General features: G+C 69.3%; 20 protein-coding genes and 1 tRNA gene. 9 read left to right on the plus strand and 12 right to left on the minus strand.

Features of this window, described 5'->3' with window-relative positions:
• The first annotated feature begins 39 nt into the window (after positions 1-39).
• Positions 40-2,004: a sensor histidine kinase gene (locus BKA14_RS26030; protein WP_203722730.1), complete on the plus strand. Its 1,965-nt coding sequence runs from the start codon at positions 40-42 to the stop codon at positions 2,002-2,004.
• Positions 2,005-2,059: 55 nt separating this feature from the next.
• Complete coding sequence (locus tag BKA14_RS26035; protein ID WP_184953474.1) at positions 2,060-5,191, plus strand: COR domain-containing protein; 3,132 nt, start codon at positions 2,060-2,062, stop codon at positions 5,189-5,191.
• Here BKA14_RS26035 and BKA14_RS26040 read toward each other — a convergent pair.
• The 4 genes from BKA14_RS26040 to BKA14_RS26055 all read right to left on the minus strand — a co-directional run bounded on the left by BKA14_RS26040 (position 5,177) and on the right by BKA14_RS26055 (position 8,797).
• The gene (locus BKA14_RS26040; protein WP_184953475.1) at positions 5,177-5,752 is read right to left on the minus strand and encodes a 3'-5' exonuclease; all 576 of its coding nucleotides are present in this window, start codon (positions 5,750-5,752) and stop codon (positions 5,177-5,179) included. The two genes, BKA14_RS26035 and BKA14_RS26040, sit on opposite strands and share 15 nt — an antisense overlap.
• 21 nt (positions 5,753-5,773) lie before the next feature.
• Positions 5,774-6,550 (minus strand): hypothetical protein, encoded by a 777-nt coding sequence (locus BKA14_RS26045; protein WP_184953476.1) that lies wholly within the window; start codon positions 6,548-6,550, stop codon positions 5,774-5,776.
• Between the two features lie 93 nt (positions 6,551-6,643).
• Positions 6,644-7,855, minus strand: a complete 1,212-nt coding sequence (locus BKA14_RS26050) for an MFS transporter (protein WP_203722732.1) — start codon at positions 7,853-7,855, stop codon at positions 6,644-6,646.
• A 255-nt stretch (positions 7,856-8,110) separates the two neighbouring features.
• Positions 8,111-8,797 carry an aggregation-promoting factor C-terminal-like domain-containing protein gene (locus BKA14_RS26055; protein ID WP_184953477.1) on the minus strand — a complete coding sequence of 229 codons (687 nt, stop codon included), beginning with the start codon at positions 8,795-8,797 and terminating at the stop codon, positions 8,111-8,113.
• A gap of 139 nt (positions 8,798-8,936) precedes the next feature.
• Between BKA14_RS26055 and BKA14_RS26060 the strand changes: the two genes are divergently transcribed.
• Positions 8,937-9,377, plus strand: a complete 441-nt coding sequence (locus BKA14_RS26060; protein ID WP_184953478.1) for a VOC family protein — start codon at positions 8,937-8,939, stop codon at positions 9,375-9,377.
• Here the strand turns inward: BKA14_RS26060 and BKA14_RS26065 are convergent.
• Positions 9,332-9,877 (minus strand): hypothetical protein, encoded by a 546-nt coding sequence (locus BKA14_RS26065; RefSeq protein WP_184953479.1) that lies wholly within the window; start codon positions 9,875-9,877, stop codon positions 9,332-9,334. The genes BKA14_RS26060 and BKA14_RS26065 overlap by 46 nt on opposite strands.
• A gap of 66 nt (positions 9,878-9,943) precedes the next feature.
• Between BKA14_RS26065 and BKA14_RS26070 the strand changes: the two genes are divergently transcribed.
• Positions 9,944-10,510, plus strand: coding sequence for a TetR/AcrR family transcriptional regulator (locus BKA14_RS26070; protein WP_184953480.1), 567 nt, complete (start codon positions 9,944-9,946; stop codon positions 10,508-10,510).
• On the opposite strand, the gene BKA14_RS26075 is transcribed toward BKA14_RS26070, so the two are convergent.
• Positions 10,500-11,231: a class I SAM-dependent methyltransferase gene (locus BKA14_RS26075; RefSeq protein WP_184953481.1), complete on the minus strand. Its 732-nt coding sequence runs from the start codon at positions 11,229-11,231 to the stop codon at positions 10,500-10,502. The two genes, BKA14_RS26070 and BKA14_RS26075, sit on opposite strands and share 11 nt — an antisense overlap.
• A gap of 58 nt (positions 11,232-11,289) precedes the next feature.
• Positions 11,290-12,087, minus strand: a complete 798-nt coding sequence (locus tag BKA14_RS26080) for an S-methyl-5'-thioadenosine phosphorylase (RefSeq protein ID WP_184953482.1) — start codon at positions 12,085-12,087, stop codon at positions 11,290-11,292.
• 68 nt (positions 12,088-12,155) lie between these two features.
• Here BKA14_RS26080 and BKA14_RS26085 point away from each other — a divergent pair, with 68 nt between their 5' ends.
• Together BKA14_RS26085 and BKA14_RS26090 are read left to right on the plus strand one after the other, a co-directional pair.
• Positions 12,156-12,749, plus strand: coding sequence for a YqgE/AlgH family protein (locus tag BKA14_RS26085; protein WP_184953483.1), 594 nt, complete (start codon positions 12,156-12,158; stop codon positions 12,747-12,749).
• A gap of 124 nt (positions 12,750-12,873) precedes the next feature.
• Positions 12,874-12,946: transfer RNA gene (locus BKA14_RS26090), tRNA-Ala, on the plus strand.
• Between the two features lie 413 nt (positions 12,947-13,359).
• Here the strand turns inward: BKA14_RS26090 and BKA14_RS26095 are convergent.
• Positions 13,360-13,650 (minus strand): hypothetical protein, encoded by a 291-nt coding sequence (locus BKA14_RS26095; RefSeq protein ID WP_184953484.1) that lies wholly within the window; start codon positions 13,648-13,650, stop codon positions 13,360-13,362.
• Positions 13,651-14,456: 806 nt separating this feature from the next.
• Between BKA14_RS26095 and BKA14_RS26100 the strand changes: the two genes are divergently transcribed.
• The 3 genes from BKA14_RS26100 to BKA14_RS26110 are packed head-to-tail and all read left to right on the plus strand — an operon-like array spanning position 14,457 to position 17,610.
• Positions 14,457-15,560: a glycosyltransferase gene (locus BKA14_RS26100; protein WP_184953485.1), complete on the plus strand. Its 1,104-nt coding sequence runs from the start codon at positions 14,457-14,459 to the stop codon at positions 15,558-15,560.
• A complete protein-coding gene (locus tag BKA14_RS26105; protein WP_184953486.1) occupies positions 15,557-16,462 on the plus strand; it encodes a glycosyltransferase family 2 protein in 906 nt (301 codons plus the stop codon). Before BKA14_RS26100 ends, BKA14_RS26105 begins: the two co-directional genes overlap by 4 nt.
• Positions 16,459-17,610, plus strand: a complete 1,152-nt coding sequence (locus BKA14_RS26110; protein WP_184953487.1) for an acyltransferase family protein — start codon at positions 16,459-16,461, stop codon at positions 17,608-17,610. The genes BKA14_RS26105 and BKA14_RS26110 overlap by 4 nt, the downstream gene beginning before the upstream one ends.
• A 30-nt stretch (positions 17,611-17,640) precedes the next feature.
• Here BKA14_RS26110 and BKA14_RS26115 read toward each other — a convergent pair whose 3' ends face one another.
• The 4 genes from BKA14_RS26115 to BKA14_RS26130 are packed head-to-tail and all read right to left on the minus strand — an operon-like array spanning position 17,641 to position 22,250.
• Entirely contained in the window at positions 17,641-18,696 is a 1,056-nt protein-coding gene (locus tag BKA14_RS26115) for a glycosyltransferase family 2 protein (RefSeq protein WP_184953488.1), read from the minus strand.
• 1 nt (position 18,697) lies between these two features.
• Positions 18,698-20,020, minus strand: a complete 1,323-nt coding sequence (locus tag BKA14_RS26120; RefSeq protein ID WP_184953489.1) for an MATE family efflux transporter — start codon at positions 20,018-20,020, stop codon at positions 18,698-18,700.
• Complete coding sequence (locus BKA14_RS26125) at positions 20,017-21,453, minus strand: O-antigen ligase family protein (protein WP_184953490.1); 1,437 nt, start codon at positions 21,451-21,453, stop codon at positions 20,017-20,019. Before BKA14_RS26125 ends, BKA14_RS26120 begins: the two co-directional genes overlap by 4 nt.
• Entirely contained in the window at positions 21,450-22,250 is an 801-nt protein-coding gene (locus BKA14_RS26130; protein ID WP_184953491.1) for a GumC domain-containing protein, read from the minus strand. Before BKA14_RS26130 ends, BKA14_RS26125 begins: the two co-directional genes overlap by 4 nt.
• Positions 22,251-22,277: the final 27 nt, after the last annotated feature.

Here is a 22,277-nt window from a genome sequence, read left to right on the forward strand (position 1 = left end):
GATTCTCAGGCGGGGACGGCGAATGCCGAACGTCACTTTGTGTCTCCCCTGCTGCGCACGCTCGGTTTCGCCGCGCTGTACGTGATCGCCACGTACGCGGGCCGGCTGACCGTGCTCGACCAGACCAACCTGAGCCTGGTCTGGCCGGCGGCGGGGGTGCTGGCGGTCTGGTTCGCCGCCCGGCCGCGCACCCCGTGGCGCTGGGCCGACCCGGTGGCCCTGGTCGCCATCACCATCGGCGTCAACCTGGCGACCGGCTCCGGCCCGGCGATGGCGGGCTTCTTCGCGGCGGCCAACCTGCTCCAGGCGTACGCCCTGGTCTGGCTGCTGCGGCGCTGGCTGCCCACGCTGTGGCGGCCCGACGGCCTCACGCGCATCCCCGAGCTGTGGCGTCTCCTGCTGGCCGCGGTGCTGAGCAGCGCGGCCGGGGCGGGCCTGGGCGCGGTGGGCCTGTGGACGGTGCACGGCGCGTTCTCACCCGAGTCCGCGGTCGTGTGGCTGGCCCGCAACACCGTCAGCGTCGTGGTCGTCGGGATGGCCCTGCACCTGCTGCTGCGGCCCCGCCGCCTGTGGCAGCGCTGGACCGGCCTGGGCGCGCCCTGCCGCATCGAGCACATCGGCGTGGCCGCGGCCTCGGCCCTGGCCTATCTGCTGGTCTTCGGCATCACCCACGGGCTGCCGGTGGCGTTCAGCCTGATCACGCTCACCGTGTGGGCCGGCGTCCGGCTGCGCACCTCGTACGTGATGCTGCACTCGCTGGCCTTCGGCGGGGCCACCATCATCTTCACGCTCAACGGCACCGGCCCGTTCGCGGCCATCGAGTCGCACCCGTTGCGGGCCCTCGTGGCGCAGTTCTTCGTGGCCACCCTGGCCGTCGTCGGCCTGGTGCTGGCTTTGGGCCGCGACGAGCGCAACGCGCTGGTGGCCCGGCTGCGCGCCTCCGAAGAAGCGGCGGTCGAACAGGCCACCACCATGGCCACGATCATCGACTCGATGCAGGAGGGCCTGGTCGTCATCGACGAGCAGGGCCACTACCGCCTGGCCAACGCGGCCGCGCGCCGGCTCATCGGCGTGACCGGCGGCACCGCGCGCCTGCAGGAGGCGAGCTTCTACGGCCTGTACCGGGCCGACGGCTCGCCGCTGCCCGAGCAGGACAGGCCCCACCGCCGCATCCTGGCCGGTTCGTACGAGCCGACCGACCTGATGGTCCGCAACGCGGCCAACCCCGGCGGCCGGATGATCCATGTCAGCGGGAGCGTGCTGCCCAACAGCCGGGAGGCGCTCGTCGTCTTCCACGACGTGACAGCCGACCGGCGGCACCGCGACGAACTCACCTCGTTCGCCGGCGTGGTCGCCCACGACCTGATGAACCCGCTGGCCACCATCGAAGGCTGGTCGGAGGTGCTGGCCGGCGAGGTCGACGAGGACAACGACTTCGCCGTGGACAGCGTGACCCGCATCCGCCGCGCCGCCGGACGCATGCGCAGCCTGATCGACGGCCTGCTGGCCTACACGACCGCGCGCGACGCCGGCCTCGACCCGGCCCCCGTCGACCTGGACGCGGTGGTCCGCGACATCGCCACCGGCCGGCTCGACCACGCGGCCAGCATCGGCGCGCCCATGCCCCGCTTCGACCTGGAAGACCTGACGCTGGTGCGGGCCGACCCGGTGCTGACCCGCCAACTGCTGGAGAACCTGATCGGCAACGCGATCAAATACACGGCCCCCGGGGTGGTGCCGCAGATCGTCATCCGAGCCAAAGTCGCCGGCGACGGCTTCGTCCGCATCTCGGTGACGGACAACGGGATCGGCATCCCGATGGGCCAGCACGAGGCCATCTTCCAGAACTTCCACCGCGCGCACGTCGCCCAGGGCTACGCCGGAACAGGCCTGGGCCTGGCCATCTGCAAACGCATCGTCGAACGCCACGGCGGCACGATCGAAGCCACGAACGGCGACGAAGGCGGCGCCCGCATGGTCTTCACGCTCCCCCTGGTCAGCTGAAGCATCGTCCGATCAGGACCTGCCACGTGTCAGACCCCGCAGTTAGGGTCTCTCCGTGACACCTTGGTGGCATTCCCCCAACGCCTCGGACGGGATCTTCGGCTTCTGGTCGGAGGCCGACCTTCAGGCGGTCGATGAGGGGCGCTCCGATTCGCTGGCACTCGGGTTGCTGCTCGCGCTCGCCGAAATCCACGGTGTGCCCAAGACCGTCAGTCATCTGAGTCAGGTTCGCGTGCTGACCAGCGACGAAATCGCCATGCCGGATCGACAGCCGATCGCGATACCCGATTGGCTTGGCGAGCTTCCTCATCTCACACAGGTGGATGCTCGCGGATACAGCCCGACGTCGCTTCCGGTCGAGTTGCCTGTCCGCTGGGGCCTCGACGCCGATTCGGTGCTGCGTTTCGCTCGGGGAATCGACGCCGCCTCACTGGAAGCCGTTGACATCAGTGAGGACACAAGCGCGGCGGCGCTTCACCATCTACTGGCCTTCGCTGAGGGCGGAGAGCTGGCGCTGTCCTCCCTCGAGGTGGGGCAGGTCGTCTGGGGAGATCGGCCAGATCACGAACAGCAACTCTCGCACTGGGAGCACGTCCCCTGGCTGGAAGCCAACATCGACCGCTTGTTGGCGGCACTTCCGGGTCTCCGGAAGCTCTCCTTCTTCGGCTGTCCCCTCAGGCGTGTGCCCGAGCCCGTCCGGGCGATGTCTGGCCTCACCGATCTGACGCTGGGTGGTCTGTGGCCCGAGTCGTGGCCTGACTGGATCTTTGATCTCAGGTCGTTACGTAGCCTCGATCTTTCGTTCAACCGAATGACTGACCTCCCCACCGCCCTGAGTCAGGCCCGAAGCTTGACGTCCCTCAATATCCAGGGCAACGACTTCACGCGCATCCCGGACGTGGTTTGGGACCTCTCGTCGCTTATCGAGTTGATCGTGCGTCGCTGTCCGCTCGAGGAGATCTCCTCGCAAATCCTTCGGCTCGACAACCTCGCCCGGCTCGTCTTCGCATATGACGACCAGCAGCATCACGATTCGATTCCCGACACGCTTGTTGTTCCCCCGCCCGAGGTGGCGCGACAGGGCCTTGAAGCCATCAAGAGTTACTGGCTGCAGGAGAAGCAAGCCGGAGTCGACTACTTGGCGGAGGCCAAGTTACTGATCATCGGCGAGGCCGGCGCGGGCAAGACATCGCTGACCAAGAAAATCCTTGATCCCACGTATCGCCTCGATGCCGCGGAGGACTCGACCGAAGGCATCGACGTGCGCGCGTGGCAGTTCCCGAGCGCCATCAGGGTGCGCGACCACGACGGTGAGCGGCTGCTGCAGCGTGACTTCCGGGTCAACGTGTGGGACTTCGGCGGGCAGGAGATCTACCACGCCACCCACCAGTTCTTCCTCACCAAGCGATCGGTCTACGTCCTCGTCTGCGACGAGCGCAAGGAGGACACCGACTTCCAGTACTGGCTCGACGTGGTCAACCTGCTCAGCGGGGGCAGTCCATTGATCATCGTGCAGAACCGCAAGCAGGGCCGCGCGCAGGCGTTGAACGTGGCGAGCCTGCGCCAGGCCTACGGGAATCTCTGCGGAACCGTCAGTCTCAACCTCGCCGACAACGACGGCCTCGAGGAGGCGGTCGGCCGCATCCGCAAGGAAGTGGAGTCGCTGCCGCACATCGGCACGAGCCTGCCCAAGACCTGGCGGGACGTGCGGGTGGCGCTCGAAGCGGACGAACGCGACTACATCAGCGACGAGGAGTTCTTTCGGATCTGCCGGGCGAACGGATTCACCAGGGACGACGACATCCGGCAGCTCGGCGGCTTCCTGCACGACCTCGGCATCTGCCTGTTCTTCCAGGACGACCCGCTGCTGCGCAAGACGGTCATCCTCAAGCCGGAGTGGGGCACGAGCGCCGTCTATCGGGTGCTCGACGACGACCGGGTGATCGACAACCTCGGCGTTTTCGGTCCCGGCGACCTGCCGCGCATCTGGCACGAACGGACCTTCGCGGGGATGCACGCCGAGCTGGTCCAGCTGATGGTGAAGTTCGCGCTCTGCTTCCCGGTCGAGCACAGGTACGTTGCCCCGCAGCTGCTCTCCCCCGAGCAGCCGGAACACGACTGGGACGACACGGGCAACCTGGTGCTGCGTTACGAGTACGACGTCATGCCCAAGGGGATCGTGCGCCGGCTCATCGTCGCGCTGCACGACCTGATCGACGGCTCGCTGGTGTGGCGGACCGGAGTGGTGCTGACGCACGAGTCGGGCCGGGCCGAGATCATCGAGGAGTATCACCGCCGGCGGTTGCGGATCCGGCTCATGGGCGACGACCCGCGCGTGCTGCTGGCGATGATCAACCGGGAGCTGGGGCTGATCCACCGTTCCTTTCCGGAGATCCGCTTCGCCAAGCTGCGCCCCTGCCACTGCGACGTGTGCCGGGCGTCCGCCGAGCCCGCAATGTTCACGATCGGCGAGCTGGAGGATTTCGCGCACACCGGGGATCGCATTCAGTGCCGGGTCAGCCGCGCGCTGCTCGATCCCGTTCCGATGCTGGCCGAGTTGTCGACCGATCCCGTACGACGTACCGCCGCGCTCACCGTCGGCCGCCCCGCGCCGCCGCCCGTACGGGAAACGCCTGAAGTTTTCGTCTCCTACAAGTGGGGCGGCGAGGCCGAGGCGATCGTCGACGACGTGCAGGCCCGGCTCACCGAGCTCGACGTCACCGTCGTCCGCGACAAGACGGAGATGTCCTACCGCGACTCGATCCGCGATTTCATGCGGCGGATCGGAGCCGGCAAGGCGGTCGTCGTCGTGCTCGACAAGGCGTACCTGGAGTCCGAGAACTGCATGTTCGAGCTGACGACGATCGCCGCCCGGCCCGAGTTCGCGGACCGGGTGTTTCCGATCGTCATGGCCGACGCCGAGATCTTCCAGCCGCTGTCCCGGCTCAAGTACGTCGCCTATTGGGAACGTCGTAAGGCTGAGCTGGAAGAGGCCATGCGCGGCGTCGGCCAGGAGAACCTGCACGGGATTCGGGAAGCACTGGATCTGTACGAGAACATCCGGAACACGATTGCCGGAATCCTCGACGTGCTCGGTGACATGAACACGCTGACGCCCGACATGCACCGTGGCAAGGACTTCGACCACCTGCATCGGGCGCTGCGGACGCGGCTAGACGTCGATTAGCGGGTGGCCGAGTTCGCGCAGGTGGCGGAGTGTCTCGGCGATCGAGTGGCAGTCGGCCAGAGCGTTGTGCTCGCGGTCCACTGTGGTGGTCAGGCCGGCGGCGTGGGACAGCCGGCCCGCCGATTCGCCGCGGGTGGCCGGGAGCAGCCGGTTCACGTACGGGCGGATGTTGAGGAACGGGGGCAGGCCGCGCTGGGGGGTCTGATCGTCGGGGATCTGCAGCACGAGGTTTTCGCCGACCACGACCATGTCGTTGCCGTACGAGAGAACGTAGTTGTTGTCGCAAAAATCGATGAACTCGTCGAGGGCCGTGAGGAACGGGACGCCGTGGGTGTCGACGTCGGCCTGGCTGATGCCGGTGAGCTGCTGGAAGAACGGTGACAGCCGCGGATTGCGGGCCGGGCGGACCAGCCGGTCGAACTCACCCTCGACGGCCAGCGTCGACGCGTCGAGCCGCAACGCACCGATCTGCACGATTTCGCGGAACTCGCCGGGGCCCGACCAGCCGCGATCCTGCGCACCGTCCCAGGTGGTGAACTCCAGATCAAAGACGATGATCACACCGACGACGCTACTGGATCTTCAGCCCAGGCACCTTCGGACCGCCGCCGCGTACGCGGGATCATTGGTGGCCTCGCCGACCGCCTGGAATCTCGCGCCCGCGAAACCCCAGCCGCCGCGGGCCCCCGTCGAGGCTGCCACACGGTAGAGGGTCCGGCCGTCGACGCAGCCCAGCGCGGGCACCACCTGCACCTGCCCGGTGGCGCCGCCACAGGTGCCGTTGAACGCTTTCGCGATCGGCTGCCCGTTGCGGAAGACCTGGGCGCACCGCTCGGGTGCGGCCGCCTGCTCGGCCGGCGCCGGCTCCGCGGCCTTGACCGGCAGGAACACGCCCTGGTCGGCGCAGGCGGACTCGAGCCCGAGCACCTGCGTGGTCAACGGCTGCACGTAGAGCAGCGTGGCCTTGTCGTCCTCGAGCTGCGACATGCGCCAGGCGATGTCCATCACTTTGGTGCCGTGGTCGCGGATGTCGTCGTGCCGCGAATCGGCGAACACCTGCCGGGCGCGGCGATATTCGTCCTCGGTCATCGTCTTGGCCTGGGCCGGGTCGGGCCGGAAGGTCGTGGACCCGCCCCGCATCGCCTCGCAGGCTTCCACGCCCGGGTCTTTGAGGAGCATTCCCCGGTCGTACGCGGTCCAGACGCCCCCGCCCAGCACGAGCACGGCCAGCCCGAGCACCGCGTACGGCCAACGCGGCGCGCCTTTACCGGGCGGCCCGTCGTTGCCGTGCGGCGCGCCATTGCCGTACGTGTTGGCTTTGTCTGCTGCGCCGGGCGGCGGCGCGCCACCGTCGTTCATCGTTGCCCCTACCGCCCAAAGCGCCGGAATTCGGCCGCACGGACACTCAACGACACTTTTCGACGCCACGCAGTGGGCCGTTCAGCGGACCCCCTACCCCCAACTCTGAGGAGCCGATCCGCCCGACCCTGTCTTGCAGTCCGCATCCGCGGCGGGCGAGGCCGGTGGCCGCAGCCGGCTGCACACGGCGGCGACTGGGATGGCCAGCACGGCGAGGGCCACACCGGCCGCCACGGCCGCGGAGACGCCGACGGCACCGACCGCCACCCCACCGGCCAACGACCCGAGCGCGATGCCCACATTGGCCGCCGAAGCGGGCAGCGACTGGGCGAACGAGCCGCCCGGACCGGCCAGGCTGACCACCCGATACTGCAGGGACGGCGCCATGCCCATGGCGAACAGGCCCGACGCCAGCACGGCGGCCCCGGCCACGAACGCGACCGCGCCGAACACGAACAACGTCAGCAGCGAGATCGCGAGACCCACTGTCCCCACGACGAGGGCACGACCGGCGTTCGTGTCGGCGAAGCGACCGCCGCCGAACGAGCCGGCCGCGGTGGCCACCCCGTACGCCAGCAGGAACACGCTGACCGCGCCACCCGACACACCGGTGACGGTGGCCAGGAACGGAACGATGTAGGTCAGTGCCGCGTAGACCGACGCGAACGCGAGTACGGTCAGCGCCAGCACGGCCAGCACCGGCGGCGCGAACGCGTGCCTGACCTGCGCCTCGGCCCCGCCGGCGCCCGGCACGGACGGCACCAGCAGCAGCGTGGCGACCAGAGCGGCGACCGCGAGGACGGCCGCGGCGGCGAACGAGCCCCGCCAGCCCAGCGTCTGCCCGGCGAGCGTGCCCAGCGGCACCCCCAGCGCCCCCGACACCGTCGTGCCCGAGATGACCACGGCCATCGCCCGCCCCGCGCGGGCGGCCGGAACCACCGCACCACCCACGGCGAACGCCGCGGCGATGTAGGCACCTTGGAGGGTGCCGGTGACCGTCCGCGCCACCAGCATCAGTGCAGTGCTCGTGGTCACGATCGCGAGCAGGGTGGTCAGGGCGAACAACGCGAGCGCGGCCGCCAGTATCAGGCGCCGGTCCAGCCGCACGGTCAGCGCGGTGAGCACCGGCCCCCCGATGGCCAGGCCCAACGCGTACGCCGTCACCAGCGCGCCGGCCGCCTGAACGGAGACACGCAGGTCGGCGGCCATCAGGTCGAGCACCCCGACGACGAGCAACTCGGTGCTGCCCATCACGAACATGCCGCCGAACAGCGTGGCCAGAGTCAGGTCGGCCCGGGTACGCACAGGGCAGCCTCCTCAAGTAGCAACCATCGGGTTGCCACTCAAGTTAAAGCAACCCGATGGTTGCGTCAACGCGCGCCGCGTCGGCGCTTTCCGCGGTCAGGAAGCGGCGGACCGTCCCCCCGTCGGGCTCAGGGAGTTCGCGGCAGGCCCGGTCGACACCGCGCGTGGCGGCGGCCGGCGGTGTCGTGGACGCGTTCGACGTGGCCCGCAGGCGGGGTTTCACGTCACCGCGTCACGACGACGCGACGAATCGGCTCAGTAGTGGCCGTTGTTCTGGAAGTACTGCCAGGCGCCGCACGGGGTGTCGTAGCGGCCCTTCACGTAGCCCAGGCCCCACTTGATCTGGGTGGCCGGGTTGGTCTTCCAGTCGGCGCCGGCCGAGGCCATCTTGCGGCCGGGCAGGGCCTGCGGAATGCCGTAGGCGCCGGAGCTCTTGTTCTCGGCTTTGTAGTTCCAGCCGCTCTCGTGTTTCCACAGTTTGTCGAGGCAGGGGAACTCGGCGATGGGGAAGCCCTTCTCCAGCATCAGCGCGCAGCCGATCTCGCGGCTTCCGGAGTATTCGTTGCACGAGGAGGGAATCGGGCCGTCGTACGGGACGGGGCCCTTCGCCTCTTCCTTCTTCCGCTCCTCCTCGGCCTTCTTGTCGGCCGCCACCTTCTGCTCGAGTTTGTGGGCCCGGCCGGCGGCGGCCTTGGCGGCGGTCGCGGCCTTGGCGGCGGCGGCGCCCTCGGCCTCACGCTGCCACGCGCGCGCGGCTGCGGCCTGGCTCTGGTGCTGCTTGAGCAGCCGCAAGTCGAGGTCGGCCTGGGTTGCGTCCACAAAGGCCGTCCGGGTGGGCTCGGCCTGCCAGTCCCGGCCCAGGTAGACGCCGCCGATGAGGCCCGCCACCAGCAGTCCGACCGACACAGCGCGTACCGACATCCGGCTCCAGAGCCGATTCACGAGTGCCCCTTTCGTCGAGCGCGAGCAATACCCTGGCGTACGACGAGCGGGAAGGCAACAGCGGTCAGAAAATGACCGCAGGAGCGGCGATGATCGACCCATGAATATTCCTGAGGGTAAGCACTCGGTCACTCCTTACGTGGCGGCCAAGGGCGCCGAGCGGTTTCTCGCTTTCGTGGAGACGACCTTCGCGACCGCGCCCGCGCAGAGAGTCTTCAATCCGGACGGCACAATCGGTCACTCCGAGATCACTATCGGCAATTCGGTGGTGATGGCGTTCGATGCGGCACCGCACTGGCCGGACATGCCGGCATTGCTGTGCGTCTATGTGGATGATGCCGACGCGACGTTCGCGCGGGCGATCGCGGCCGGCGCCGAGGTGGTGACCCCGATCTTCACCTCGCGCATCGTCGGGGATCGCGCCGGCCGCCTGCGTGACCCGCTCGGCAATCTCTGGTGGGTGCAGACCCACCTCGCGCAGCCCGACCTCGGCGCCTTCGAGGATCCCGAGGAGCTGCGGATCATGCAGGAGGCTCAGCGCTCCTTCGCCGACGAGATGGACCGGCGCGCGAACGTGTAGCTGAACGCGACGAACCCGTCGACGACCAGCACGATCGTCCACACCCACATGACGCCCCACAGTCCCGCGGTCCGGCTCAGGTCGCCGACGAGCAGAGCGAAAAGACCCAGGATCAAACCCGCGGTCCCGTACGCGAGAAGGTGGCGCAGCCACATGCGGCGCTCATGAGCGGCCCGCTCACGGCCCGCCTTCGGGAGCTTGACCGGGGCCGGCCCGCCCGCGAACCGGTGCGCGAAACGCCGATCGGCCCAGCTCAGCATGCGATGACCGAACGCGACCGACACGCCCAGGTAGGCGGCGGCGAGCCCGTGGGCCAACGCGGCCTCGCCGCCGCGCCGCAGGTCGATCACTGCGAACGCCAGCAGCGCCAGGTCGACCAGCGGCACCGACACCAGCAGGACCGCGCTCAGCCGGCGCGCCTTGAGCAGGTAGCGCGCGGCCAGCCCGCCGACGAGCAGAACCCAGAACCCGATCTCGCACGCGACGATCGCGACGATCATGACTGCCTCCCCGTTTTAACACATCCGTGTCATAACCTTTGTAACACGAGTGTGCGAGAATCAGGTGTGCCAAAAATCGTCGATCACACCGCACGTCGCCAGGAGCTGGCCGCCGCGGTCGGACGGGTCATCGCGCGCGACGGGGTGGCCGACGTGTCGATCCGCTCGGTCGCCGCCGAATCGGGCTGGTCCTCGGGCGCGCTGCGGCACTACTTCAAGACCCGCGGTGAACTCCTGGCCTTCGCCTGCGAACAGGTCATCGACCAGGTCACCGAGCGCGTCGAGCGGAAACAACTGCCCGACGACGTATGGGAAGCGGTCATGGCTGTCCTGCTGGAGACCATCCCCGTGGACGAGGCGCGCAAGGCCGAGGCGGAGATCGCGTTTTCGTTCCTCGCGCTCGGGCTCGGCGATCCGGCGCTGGCCGCGGTGCAGAAAAGGCACTTCGCCCAGATGTACGACCTGTGCCGGCAGCTGGCCCACTATCTGACACCCGACGGGGACGCCGAGGCGACCGCGCGCCGGCTGCACGCGGTGGTCGACGGGCTGACTGTGCACGTGTTGGCCGGTCACCTCACGGCGGAGGAAATGCAGCGGCGGCTCGGCGACTACCTCGACGAGGTCATGGCTTGACCCACGTAGCGATGATCTTGCCGCTCTCATTCGTGAACGGGGTGCGCTCCCACGAATCCCAGCGGTGCTCCGGACGCAACCCGGCCATCCGCGCCATCAGATCCATCTCGGCCGGCCACAGATAGCGGAACGGCACCGACGCGAAATCGCCGCGGCCGTCCTCGTGCAACGTCACATAGTTGGAGGCCATGCGCTGCGTGGCCACCTCGTAACTGTCGAAGCCCCAGTGCCCCGGCGTGACGGTGAACGGCACCACCGTCTGGCCCGCCGGAAGCTTGCGCAGCTCGGGGATCATGACCTCGACCAGGAACCGGCCGCCCGGGCGCAGATGCGCGGCGGCGTTGGCGAAACACTCGACCTGCGCGTCCTGCGTAGTCACGTTCATGATCGTGTTGAAGACGAGGTAGACCAGGCCGAACTCGCCCTCGACCCGCGTCGTCGTGAAGTCGCCGATCGTGGCCTCGACGGCGGGACTCTTCGCCTGCAGGCGGGCCACCATCGCCCGGGACAGGTCGATGCCCCGCACGGTGACGCCCCGCTCGGCCAGCGGGACCGCGACACGCCCGGTCCCGACGGCGAACTCGAGCGCGCTGCCCCCTTCGACCAGATCAGCCAGGACGTCGGCGGTGCGGGCGATCACCACCGGGTCGAACTCGGCACCGGCCGCGTCGTCATACGTCCGGGCTACTGCTTCGCCGAAGTAACCGTCGGGATCGTCCATGGCCCGGACGCTATCGGGACCCCCCGACACTTTCGAGCGCTTTTCCCGGCGAGCCCGCTCAGGGCAGCTCGATCGGCAGCTTGAGGCCGTCCAGGGCCGATCCGCACGGACACGTGCGCTCACGCGGCAGCCGGGTCACCGCCTCCAGCAGCACGCCGCGCAGCCGGTCCGTGTTCTCGCCGAACACCCGGAAGACCTCCTCGTGGGTGACCCCGTGCTCGCCCTCCACCCCCGCGTCGAGGTCGGTGACCAGGGCGATCGAGGTGTAACAAAGGCCCAGCTCGCGGGCCAGCACCGCCTCGGGATGACCGGTCATGTTGACGATCGTGCCGCCGATCGCCGTGAACCAGCGCGACTCGGCCCGGGTCGAGAAACGCGGACCCTCGACCACCACCATCGTGCCGCCGTCGACCGGGGCCACCGGCTCGGCCGCGGCCAGCACGACACGCCGGCCGTCCGGGCAGTACGGGTCGGCGAAATTCACGTGCACGGCGCCGGAGTCGTAGAACGTCTGCGGCCGCCCGCTCGTCCGGTCGATCAGCTGGTCGGGCACCACGAACGTGCCCGGCCCGAGCTCAGGGCGCAGACCACCGACCGCGCAGGGGGCGACGATCTGCCGAACACCCAGCGAGCGCAGCGCCCAGAGATTGGCCCGGTACGGAATCTTGTGCGGCGGGAAGCGATGATCTCGCCCGTGCCGCGGCAGGAACGCCACCCGGCGGTCACCCACCCGGGCGACAGTGATCGGATCTGAGGGCGCACCGTAGGGCGTGGACACCACGTGCTCGGAGGCGCCGTCCAGGAGGGCGTAGAGCCCCGATCCGCCGATGACACCGATCTCGGCCGCTGGGTTCATGGGCAGACCTTATCGGGGGCCGGAATCTCGGGCTAATGTGCCAAGCATGGCGTTGCTGGGGACGGCGTATGTATAGCGAGGGTCAGCGGATCGGAGGCCGGTCGATGGAGTCGATGACCGGTCGGCTCCTGGTGGCGACACCGACCCTCAAAGATCCGAACTTCGACCGTACGGTCGTGTTGCTCGTCGCCCACGAGACGGGCGGCGCCCTCGGCGTGGTGCTGAACCGCGCGACCGAGGTCCCGGTGGCCGACGTGCTGGGTGGCTGGGGCGAACTGGCCGGCGATCCCGCCGTGCTCTTCGAGGGCGGTCCCGTGCAGCCCGAATCGGCCATCTGCCTGGCCCGCACGCGGCCCGAGGTGAAGAAGCGGGTGTCCGGCTTCCACCAGGTGTCGGGCGCGGTCGGCACGGTCGACCTGTCCGCCGACCCCGAACGCTTGCGCGAAAGCGTGGCCGGCATCCGGGTCTTCGCGGGCTACTCGGGCTGGTCGGCGGGCCAGCTGGAAGACGAAATCGCCTCCGGCTCGTGGTTCCTGCTCGACGCCCTCCCGGGCGACCCGTTCATGAGCCGCCCCGACGACCTGTGGGCCATGGTCCTGCGCCGCCAAGGCGACATCCTGGCCGCGGTGGCCCACTTCCCCCCGGACCCGGCCCTGAACTGAAAGCCAACCGGTGGCCCTTCCGCTCGCGGGCGGCCCTCGCCGCTCCGAACTGAGGGGGTCCCTTCGGGGCGCGTCCGGAGGTGTGTAGTATTTCCTCCGTGCCCGGGTGAACCGGGGACGGCAAGGGGCTGTGGCGCAGCTGGTAGCGCACCACACTGGCAGTGTGGGGGTCAGGGGTTCGAGTCCCCTCAGCTCCACGAGCGGCGGGGTCGTGTGTCCACGGAAGGCGTGGACCGCGGCCCCTCGTCATGTCTGCTCAGGGGGCCGAGCTCCCTGAAAACCCACGTTACGGCCGGTCGCGCTGATTGCATGGTTGCGCCTCACCAAACCCCACGTAATGGCCGGACGCGCTGATTGCAGCGTTGCGCCTCACCAAACCCCACGTGATGGCCGGACGCGCTGATTGCCGCGCTGCGCGGGCACTGACCGCACAAACCCGTGTTATGCCCGGACGTGCTGGGTGCGTGGCTGGGTGCGCACTCGCTCAAATCTTCGTGGGCGGTCGTTGCGTCTTTCCGCGAGTGCGCGGTCTCAGCATCCGCATGGTGCGGGCTCGGTTTCAACGCGCAGGGCTGACCCGTGGGGTCAGCCCTGGGGTGCGATGGGTGCGTCAGCGTAGTAGGGCGCCTGCCACCGGCAGTGAACTCAGGTCCGGCAGGACGTGCGTGCCGTAGTCGTTCGTGGTGTTGTAGTTCGTGGTGTAGTTGGTCGTGTAGTTCCTGTCGTGGGTGGTCGTGAAGTTCGTGTCCTGGCTGGTGTGATGGTCGTTCGTCACGTTCCGGTTGGTGTCGTGACTCGTGCGCACGTCGTTCCGCACGACCCGGTTGGTGTCGCGACTCTTGTGCCGGTCGTTGAAGACGCTCAGGTTCTTGTCGCGGCTCGTGTGCCGGTTGTTCGTCACATTCTTGGTGACGTTGCGATCGGGTTTGTCGGGGCTGTTTTGCGCTCCCGCTGCCCTGCTGGGCTCCGTGGCATTCGACGCCGGTGACGCCTCGGCAGGTGCTGCGACAAAGCCGAGGGCGGCGATCATGGCGCCGGCCGGGACTGCCAGCCTTAGCGATTTCTTCACAAAGAGTCCTTCATCTGAAACGTATTTGAATGCGCGCCGATGATGCGCATTTCCGGCGGTTTCTCACTATGCCGATCCCGGAGGGACGAGTCCGGGACGTGCGCGGCGACATTCTCCGTTTCCCGCGATCGAGCGAAAAGACAGGCACACCCGAATCCTTTTGCGGCGCGCCGGAGAGATGAACGGGTCGCGCGTCTGCGACGAGCCGGCCCGGCCGCCATCGGCCGATCGGCTTAGCCTGCACCGGTGAATTCACGGGACGGGTCCGTCGAGACCTGACGAGCGCGGAAAACTCCGTCACCCCGCCCTCCGAGCCTCGTTGGACGGCGGTGTCGTGGATCGCCCGCAGGCGAGGCCAACCCGCACCCCGGTCGGGCGGGCCGAACAAGTTCCATGTCGTCTTCCTCGACAGGTCACCGACATTGAAACGTTCCGCGCACTGAGCGGCTCAGCCAAAACTCAATGATCATGATTTAAATCGTGAGGGCAATGTGAACAGCGAATCGACCGTGAGTGACACCGTCATTCGGGCAGGGACAGGCCGCGGACGACTCGGCGTTTACGTCGACACGGTGGTCGACGGCAATCACGGGGACGAGATTCACACGGCACGGACCAACGCGGCCAGCCTGGCGTTCTTGACTTTCGTCTGCGAGGTCGGATCGAGTTTTTCCGGCCTGACGGTATTCGCCCGGCAATCGGGGGACGCCGGGGCCGATTTCCCGTTGCCCGGCAGTCCCGCCGTCGCCGGTCTGCCCTACTACCCGGTGCTGTCGCCCGGCGCCCTGGCGGGCAATGCCGTCGGGACCGCCCGCGCGATGTGGCGGCACCTCGACGACGTCGATCACGTCTGGGTTTTCGGGCCGCACCCCTTCGGACTTCTGCTCGTCGGCCTGGCGGCGGCCCGGCGCCGGCGGGTGACGCTCGGCGTCCGGCAGGAGACTCTCGCCTATTTCGCGAGCCGGACCCGGCCGGGCGTCCGCCGTACCGCGGTTCTGCTCGCGGTGCGGCTGATGGACGCGGCCTGGCGGCTGCTGGCGCGGAGATTGCCGACAGCGGTCGTCGGCGCGAGCAACGAGGAGGCGTACGGGGGGCCCAGGGCCGGTCTGCACCCGATGAGCATCTCGCTGATCCGGCAGCGCGATCTGCGGCCGGTCGGCCCCCGGCGGGCGCTGACCGGGCCGGTCGAGCTGCTGACCGTCGGGCGGATCGCGCCGGAGAAGAATCCGATGCTGATGCTCGACGCGCTCGCGATGCTGCACTCACGGCGGCCGGGCCGGTTCCGGCTCACCTGGGTGGGTGACGGCGAACTGCGGTCGGCTGTCCGCGAGCGGGTAGCCGAACTTGGGCTGGAAGATGTCGTCTCTCTTCCGGGCTTCGTCCCGATCGGCGAGGAGCTGATGGGGTTCTACCGTCGCGCCGACCTGTTCGTTCTCTCGTCGATCACCGAGGGCCTGCCGCAGGTTCTCATCGAGGCGCAAGCGAACGCCGTCCCGATCGTGGCGACCGACGTCGGCGGGGTCGGCGTGGTGCTCGACCACGGCCGGGCCGGCGTCCTGGTGCCGTCCGGCGACACGGTGGCGCTGGCCGAGGCGATCGACGGGCTCGTTGCCGACGAGGAACGGCGGTTCGCAATGGTGCGGCGCGGGCGGGAACTGGCGGAGATGCGAACCCTGGAAGAGACCTCCGCCGCGGCGGCCACCTTCCTCGCGACCGGCATCCGGCAGGGGGTCGAGGCATGAGCGCGGCCACCGCGCCTCGGGTGGCGGTCGTCATCCCGTGCTACAACGACGGCCGTTTCCTGCTCGAGACCCTCGAGTCGGTACGGGAACAGGAACCGTGCGAGACCGTGGTCGTGGACGACGGCTCGACCGACGAGCGAACGCTCGACGTCCTGGCCGGTCTGCGTGAAGCCGGGGTCCGCGTCGTCACCCAGCCGAACCAGGGACTGTCCGCCGCGCGGATGACCGGCGTACGGCACACGAGCGCGAGATACGTACACCCGCTCGACGCCGACGACCGGCTCGCGCCGGGGGCCCTGGCGCGCCTCGCGAACGCCTTGGACGCGAACCCCGAGGCCAGCGCGGCCTGGGGCGATTACGCGTGCTTCGGCGCGTTCAGCTGCCGGGTGCCTGGCGCGCGAAGCCTGGACCCGTGGCGGATCACGTACATCAGCGAGATCGTCGGCACCACCATGGTGCGGCGCAGCGCACTGGAGGCCGTGGGTGGCTGGGACATGGGCTCCGGGTTCGAGGACTGGGACCTCTGGATGAAGCTGGCCGAGGCCGGGGCCCAGGGCGTCTACGTCCCCGCGGTCAACCTGCACTACCGCCAGCACTCGGCACCCCGGATGTACCGCGAGAGTCTCGATCGCGCCAAGGTGTTGCGCGATCAGTTGCGCAGCCGGCGGCACCGGCTGTTCGCCGCGCGAAGGTCGAATTGGCGGCAGTCCCCCTCGTCGTGGGGTGTCAAGGCGATGTTTCCGGTCATCAGCACCATGCCCGGCCTGCCGGAGCGACGCCGGCAGCAGTGCTACGCCCTCATCCGCGACATCTTCGAGCCCGAGATGAGCTCGGACATCTTCTGGGGTCCGCGGGCGCGACTTCGGCGGTGGCGCCGCCGGGCGGAGGGGCGGGCGGCATGACGAGCGCAGATCGGCTCCGCCGGAACAACGAGGAGCAGCTTCGCGAGCTCAGCGGTCCCGAGCTGGGGCGACCTCCGATCAGCCGGTTGCCTGTGCTGGACGGGCTTCGGCTGATCGCCGCTCTGATGGTCGTCGTCTATCACTACACCTACCGAGCTCCCGGGCCGTGGGGTGCGCACACCGCGGCTGTGTTCTCGGACGTCGCTCCCGTCACCGCGTACGGCTGGCTCGGCGTACAGCTGTTTTTCATCATCAGCGGCTTCGTGATCTGCATGAGCGCCTGGGGCCGCAGTCTCAGCGGGTTCGCGGTGTCCCGCGTGGTGCGGCTGTTCCCGGCGTACTGGTTCGGAGTGCTCGCGACGGCCACGATCGTCGCGGCGCTCAGTCCGGGCATCTCGTTCCCGCCGATCAGTCATCTGCTCGTCAACCTGACCATGGTGCAGGCGGGGCTCGGCGTGCCCGACATCGACGGCGTCTACTGGACCCTCTGGATCGAGCTGCGCTTCTACGTGCTCATGGCGATCCTGGCCTGGCGGGGGTTGACCTATCGGCGCGTCGTCGCCTTCTGCCTGATCTGGACGGGCGCCTCGGCCGCGGCCGCCGCCACCGGAGACTTGCGGTTGATCTACATTGTGGACGCCGACCACTCCCCCTTCTTCGTGGCCGGCATGGCCCTCTATCTGATCTACCGGTTCAAGCCGACTCCCACGCTGATGGCCCTGCTTGCCGTCTCGTACGGCCTGGGCCTGTGGCGGCTCGCGCCGACCTTGGCCGCCGTCGGCACGCTCGGACCGTACGGGCACTCCTGGCCGGAGGTGATCGCGGTGACCACGTGCCTCTTCGCGGCCATGACGATGGTGGCCCTGCGATGGTTGTCGTGGATCAAGGGAGCCTGGCTCACCGCGGCGGGCACCCTCACCTACCCGCTCTACCTCATCCACCAGGAGATCGGGTACGCGATCATCGCGCGTCTGCACGACGACATCCCGCGCTGGCCGCTGACGGTGTCGCTGGTGCTGGTGATGCTGGGGGCGGCCTGGTTGGTGCATCGGTTCGTCGAGCGCCCGGTCGCCGCACTGCTCAAGCGTGGGCTGGCCGCCGGACTGGCCAGAACGCATCACCGGATCACTGTCATCCGGCAGCGATGATGCGAAAACGCGCTCGCGGCTGAAGCGGTCTCAGCCGCGAGCCTCGCTCAACGCCGCGGAGCCGCGGGCGCCGGCCGTTCGCGTCAGGTGGGCCAGGGCGCCGAGGGGCGGGCCGAACCGGGCACAGCCGACGAGGAACCCGGCGCCCCACGCCAGGTGCATGACGGCGAGAACCGCAGGCAACAGGGCGCTGTCGACCCGACGCCCGCTGCGGCGCCACTCACGTCCCGCGGTCACGACCGCGGCCGCGGCCCAGACCGTGACACCGGCCCGCGGCAACCAGCCGAACGGTCCGGGCAGGAATGCCAGCGGCGCGATGAGCGTGAACGCCGGGGCCAGGACGTGCGACCGCCGCATGCTCGCGGGATGGCGACGCGAGGTCTTGACCCGGTACTGGCCGTAACGCCAATACTGCCGGGCCAGCGCGGGCAGACTGTCTCGTGGCATGTAGGTCGCGGCCATCTCCGGCAGGCACACGATGCGGCCACCGGCCGCCCGTACGCGTGCCGCCAGTTCGCCGTCCTCATTGACCAGCCAGTCCTCGTCCCACCCGTTGAGGCGCTCCAGGGTCTCCCGGCGGAGGACACCCGTGAACCCGGTGTCGACGTCCGCCTCCGGGCCGAGGCGCCGGAAGGTCGCACCGCCGATACCCATCGGGGTGCCGAGCGCCATGCTCACGCGCCGGGACCAGCGGCCCTCCCCGGCCGCGATCGCCGGTCCGCTCGCCCACTCGACGTCTCCCGCGCCTAGGCGGCTCAACCCCGTGGCCAGATAACCCGGCGGGTAGAGGGTGTGCGCATCCATCCGGGCGATGTAGCTCCCGCGGGCCGCGCGCAGGCCGATGTTGAGCGCCATCGGAATTCGCCGGGCCGGGTTGTCCAGGATCCTGATCCGCGAATCGCGAGCCGCGAAGTTCGCCAGCAAGTCCCGAGTGCCGTCGGTGGACCCGCCGTCGATCATCAGGAGCTCGAATCCGCCGGGCACCTCCTGGTCGCACATCCGCGCCAAGGCCGTCTCGATGTACGAAGCCTCGTTGAAGACGGGCACCAGCACCGAGACCGCCGGGATGCCACCGATCTGCGACATGTCAGCCTTTCCGTCTCTGCAGGAATCCCGCCAGCTGTGCGAGGTCGGACGAGCGCGGCAACAACGAACCGGGCTGCAGGCCCAGAGTTCGCTGGACCAGGATCAGGGCGACGAGTCCGCAGATCAGGTAGGAGACCGCGGACGCCAGAGCCGCACCGGTTGCACCGAAGGGCGGGATCAGTGTCACGTACAGCCCGATCGCGACGGCGAAGCCGACACCGTGCGCGATCGACTCGAGGATCGGCCGCTGCTGAGCCACCAGCGCCGTACCGAAGATGTTCAGAGCCAGCATGCCGAAGGCGCCGACGGCCAGAATCCGCAGATCGAGCACGGAATCCGCGAACTCAGGACCGAAGATGGTCACACAGAGCAGTGGTGCGGCCAACACTGTCCCGCCGACGATGATCAGCACGAGGACGGCGCAGACGCGAAAGATCCGAGCCGATTGACGCCCGGCGTCCTCGGCCGAGGCCCGCAGCAGGTCGGGCCGGAAGGTCACGCTCACCGCTCGGGAGAGGTGGGCGATCGCGTCGAACCACGCCACGGTGACGCTGTAGGTGCCCAGCTCGCGAGCACCGCCGAAGGCACCGAGGATCCAGTGGTCGAGGCGGTAGGTGCCGGACACCATGACGCCGCCGAGGTGGCTGCGGAGCCCGAAGCCGAGGATCTGCCGCAGGAGCGGCCGGGAGGGAAGGGCGAAGCCGGACGAACGGCAGACGTGGGCGACGAGCAGCGCGGCGGAGACGGCGAGACCGATCACCCAGTTCATCACGGCGACGCGGATCGTCAGGCCGCCCGCCGCCGCGAAGCCCGCGTTGAGGGCGAGGGTGGCCAGCGGCGCGCTGATCCAGCCGAGGCTGGCCATGGCCAGGTTGTACGAGGCCCGGGCCAAGTACAGGAAGTAGGTCTGCAGGATCGAGATCGGAATCGCGCTGACCGCGATGACGGCGTCGAGGTGGGAGAACTGGATCGCCGGGGCGGGCACGAATCGGAAGAAGAGCCAGGCCGCGGTCGCGCCCGCCGTGCCCAGCACACCGGCGAGCACCACACCGGCACCGGCGAGAGCCGGCCGCTCACCCGGCAGCGTCCCGCTGATATTGATCATGGCTTCGTACGCGCTCAGGGAGGCCAAGAAGGCGACCAGGCCGGCGACGGTCGTGAGGAACGCGACTTCGCCGCGGCCGCTCGCGCCCAGCAGGCGCGCGGTCAGCACCACGTTGGCCAGGCCACCCGCGGAGGCGAGAACGTAGGACCCGTACGTCTGGATCGCCGCACGCACCATGGGCGGCCGGCGGTCCTGCGGCAGGGTTGCGGCTTCCGTCATGATGCGGGGCACCCGGCGAGTGGCGCCGGCTCCACCCGGTGTCCGCGGCGCCAGGGTGTCTCGACCCGCGCCAGCGACAGGAGGATCGGTCCGACGGCCAGCAGAAGCCACAGCCGGTAGTCGCGCGCCATGGTGAGGAACGCGGCCGAGCCGAGCATCGAGATGACGGCGACCGCCGCGCAGCGACTCAACGCCGCCAGGTCGCCCCGGCCGGCCGTGGTGAACTCGCGCCCGGCCCGCAGCGAGCACCACAGGCAGAACACGACGATCGCGAGGAACAGCAGGAGGCCGATGGCCCCGCTGTCCGCCCAGAGCTGCAGGTACGTGTTGTGGGCCACGAGGGGTTGCTCCGCCACCACGGCAGCGTTCTGCACCTCGCCGATCTCGAGCGCGACGGCCGGCTTCCGGGTCTGGAAGCCGGCCATCCCCAGACCCACGACCGGGTGCTCCAATGCCAGGTGGAGCGCGGCCCGCCACAGGTCCTCCCGGCCCGAGCCACCGTCGCTGGAGATCACCAGTCGTTGCCACGCGGACGGGAAATAGGTGAACCACAATGCGGCCGAGGCGACTACACACGCGGAGGCCGCAAGCACCCGTCCGATCGCCTGCCGGAAGATCACCAGCGCCGCGATCAGGGCGACGCCGGCCGAGATGACCACCATGCGCGACGCCGTTCCGGCCGCGGCCGCCGCCAGCACCAGGATCGCCGCGGCGATCGCCGAGCGGGCCCAGACCCGGCGGACCGCACACGCCAGCCCGAACGCCAGGATCGCCGCGGCGACGAGCCCGGCCCCCAGCACGTTGGGGTCTCCGGCGGCTCCCGAGACGCGGTTGTCCGCGCTGGTCAACGGGTCGGCGAAGGCGGAGGCGGTCGACTGCAGGGCGATCAGGCCGGTCGCGGCGGCCAGGGTGGCGGACGCGACGAAGGTCGCTACCAGCAGCAGAAGGTGCCTGGTGGTGGCGATACGGGTCAGTGCCAGGGCGAATACCGCGAGCGCGATCGCCCACGGCCAGCACTCCGCCACGACGGCCCACGGGTCGGCCGCCCACAGCATCGTCGCCCCGAACCAGGAGTACATCGCGACGATGAGGACGACCAGCCAGCGGAACTCACCGATCCGCCCGAGCAGGACGGAACGGCGCCGGATAGCGTCGAAGGCCCAGGCGACGACGCACAGCACGAAGCCCGCTTTGAACAGGGCGTTACCGGCCGCGCTGAAGGGGATGAACACGGCCGGCACGAAGCAGAGCAGGCCCGCGATCGGATATCCGAAGCAGCAGACCGCCAGGACCACCGCACCCACCGCACCGATCGCGATCCGCTCGTCGAACCCGATCAATAACCCCAGCGCGACCGCCGACGAGGGCACGACGAAAGCCAGGAACCAGCCGGGGAGTTGCCGCGTAGGGCGCTTGTGAAGAGCCGTGGTCACTTGTTCCAGCCACTGGTGTCCGGCGCGTACGCCGGTACCCGTACGACATCGGCGGGCCGGTCCCGGCGGATCCTGGCCCACGCGATGGCGACGGCGAGGCCGAACCCGAGGATCACCGACAACGCGATCTTGTACGGTCCCGGCAGGCCGGCCGGAGAGTCCGGTGGGCTCGCGGGCTGAGCCATCGACAGCGTGGGATCACCGGTGCGGACGATCAGCTCGAGCCGGGCCGTGGTGGCCGGGTTCGGCCTGCTCGTCATGCCCGCGGGCAACGCGCCGCGCAGGGCGAGCAGGGTGGCCGCCCGCTTCTTGAGCTCGGAGTTTCTCGTCGCGAGCGCGCTCTCCATGAACGTCGTGGCCAGCCGGGCGGCGGTCGCGGGCGAATCGGCCTGCGCTTTCACTTCAACGACATAGCTCTGCCCCAACGGCTCGAGGGAGACGCTTCTCTCGACGGAGGCCGCATTCCAGGGGGCGCCCAGCTTGGCGGCGGTGGCCGCCGCGGCGGCCGGAGTGTCGAGCAGCGCGACGGCTGTCTGCAGCGATCGCGCGGGCTCGACGGAATCGTTGACGAGCCCCAGACCCGGCAGGTCGGCATTCGTCGGGATGGGAGCGACCTGGATGTGTGCCGAGGCTTCGAACGTCGGCGGCACCACGTACACATAACCCGCCGTCGCGGCGACACACGCCGTGGCGACCAGGACGATGAACCTCCAATAGCCGGCGATCCCGCCCAGTGCCGGCGCCGACGCGTTTGTCGGCGCATCAGCGAACGAGGCCTTCCGGTCCCGATCGGCCATGCTCGGTTTGTCCTTGAGTTGGGAATT

Source organism: Paractinoplanes abujensis, from assembly GCF_014204895.1.
Classification (GTDB): domain Bacteria; phylum Actinomycetota; class Actinomycetes; order Mycobacteriales; family Micromonosporaceae; genus Actinoplanes; species Actinoplanes abujensis.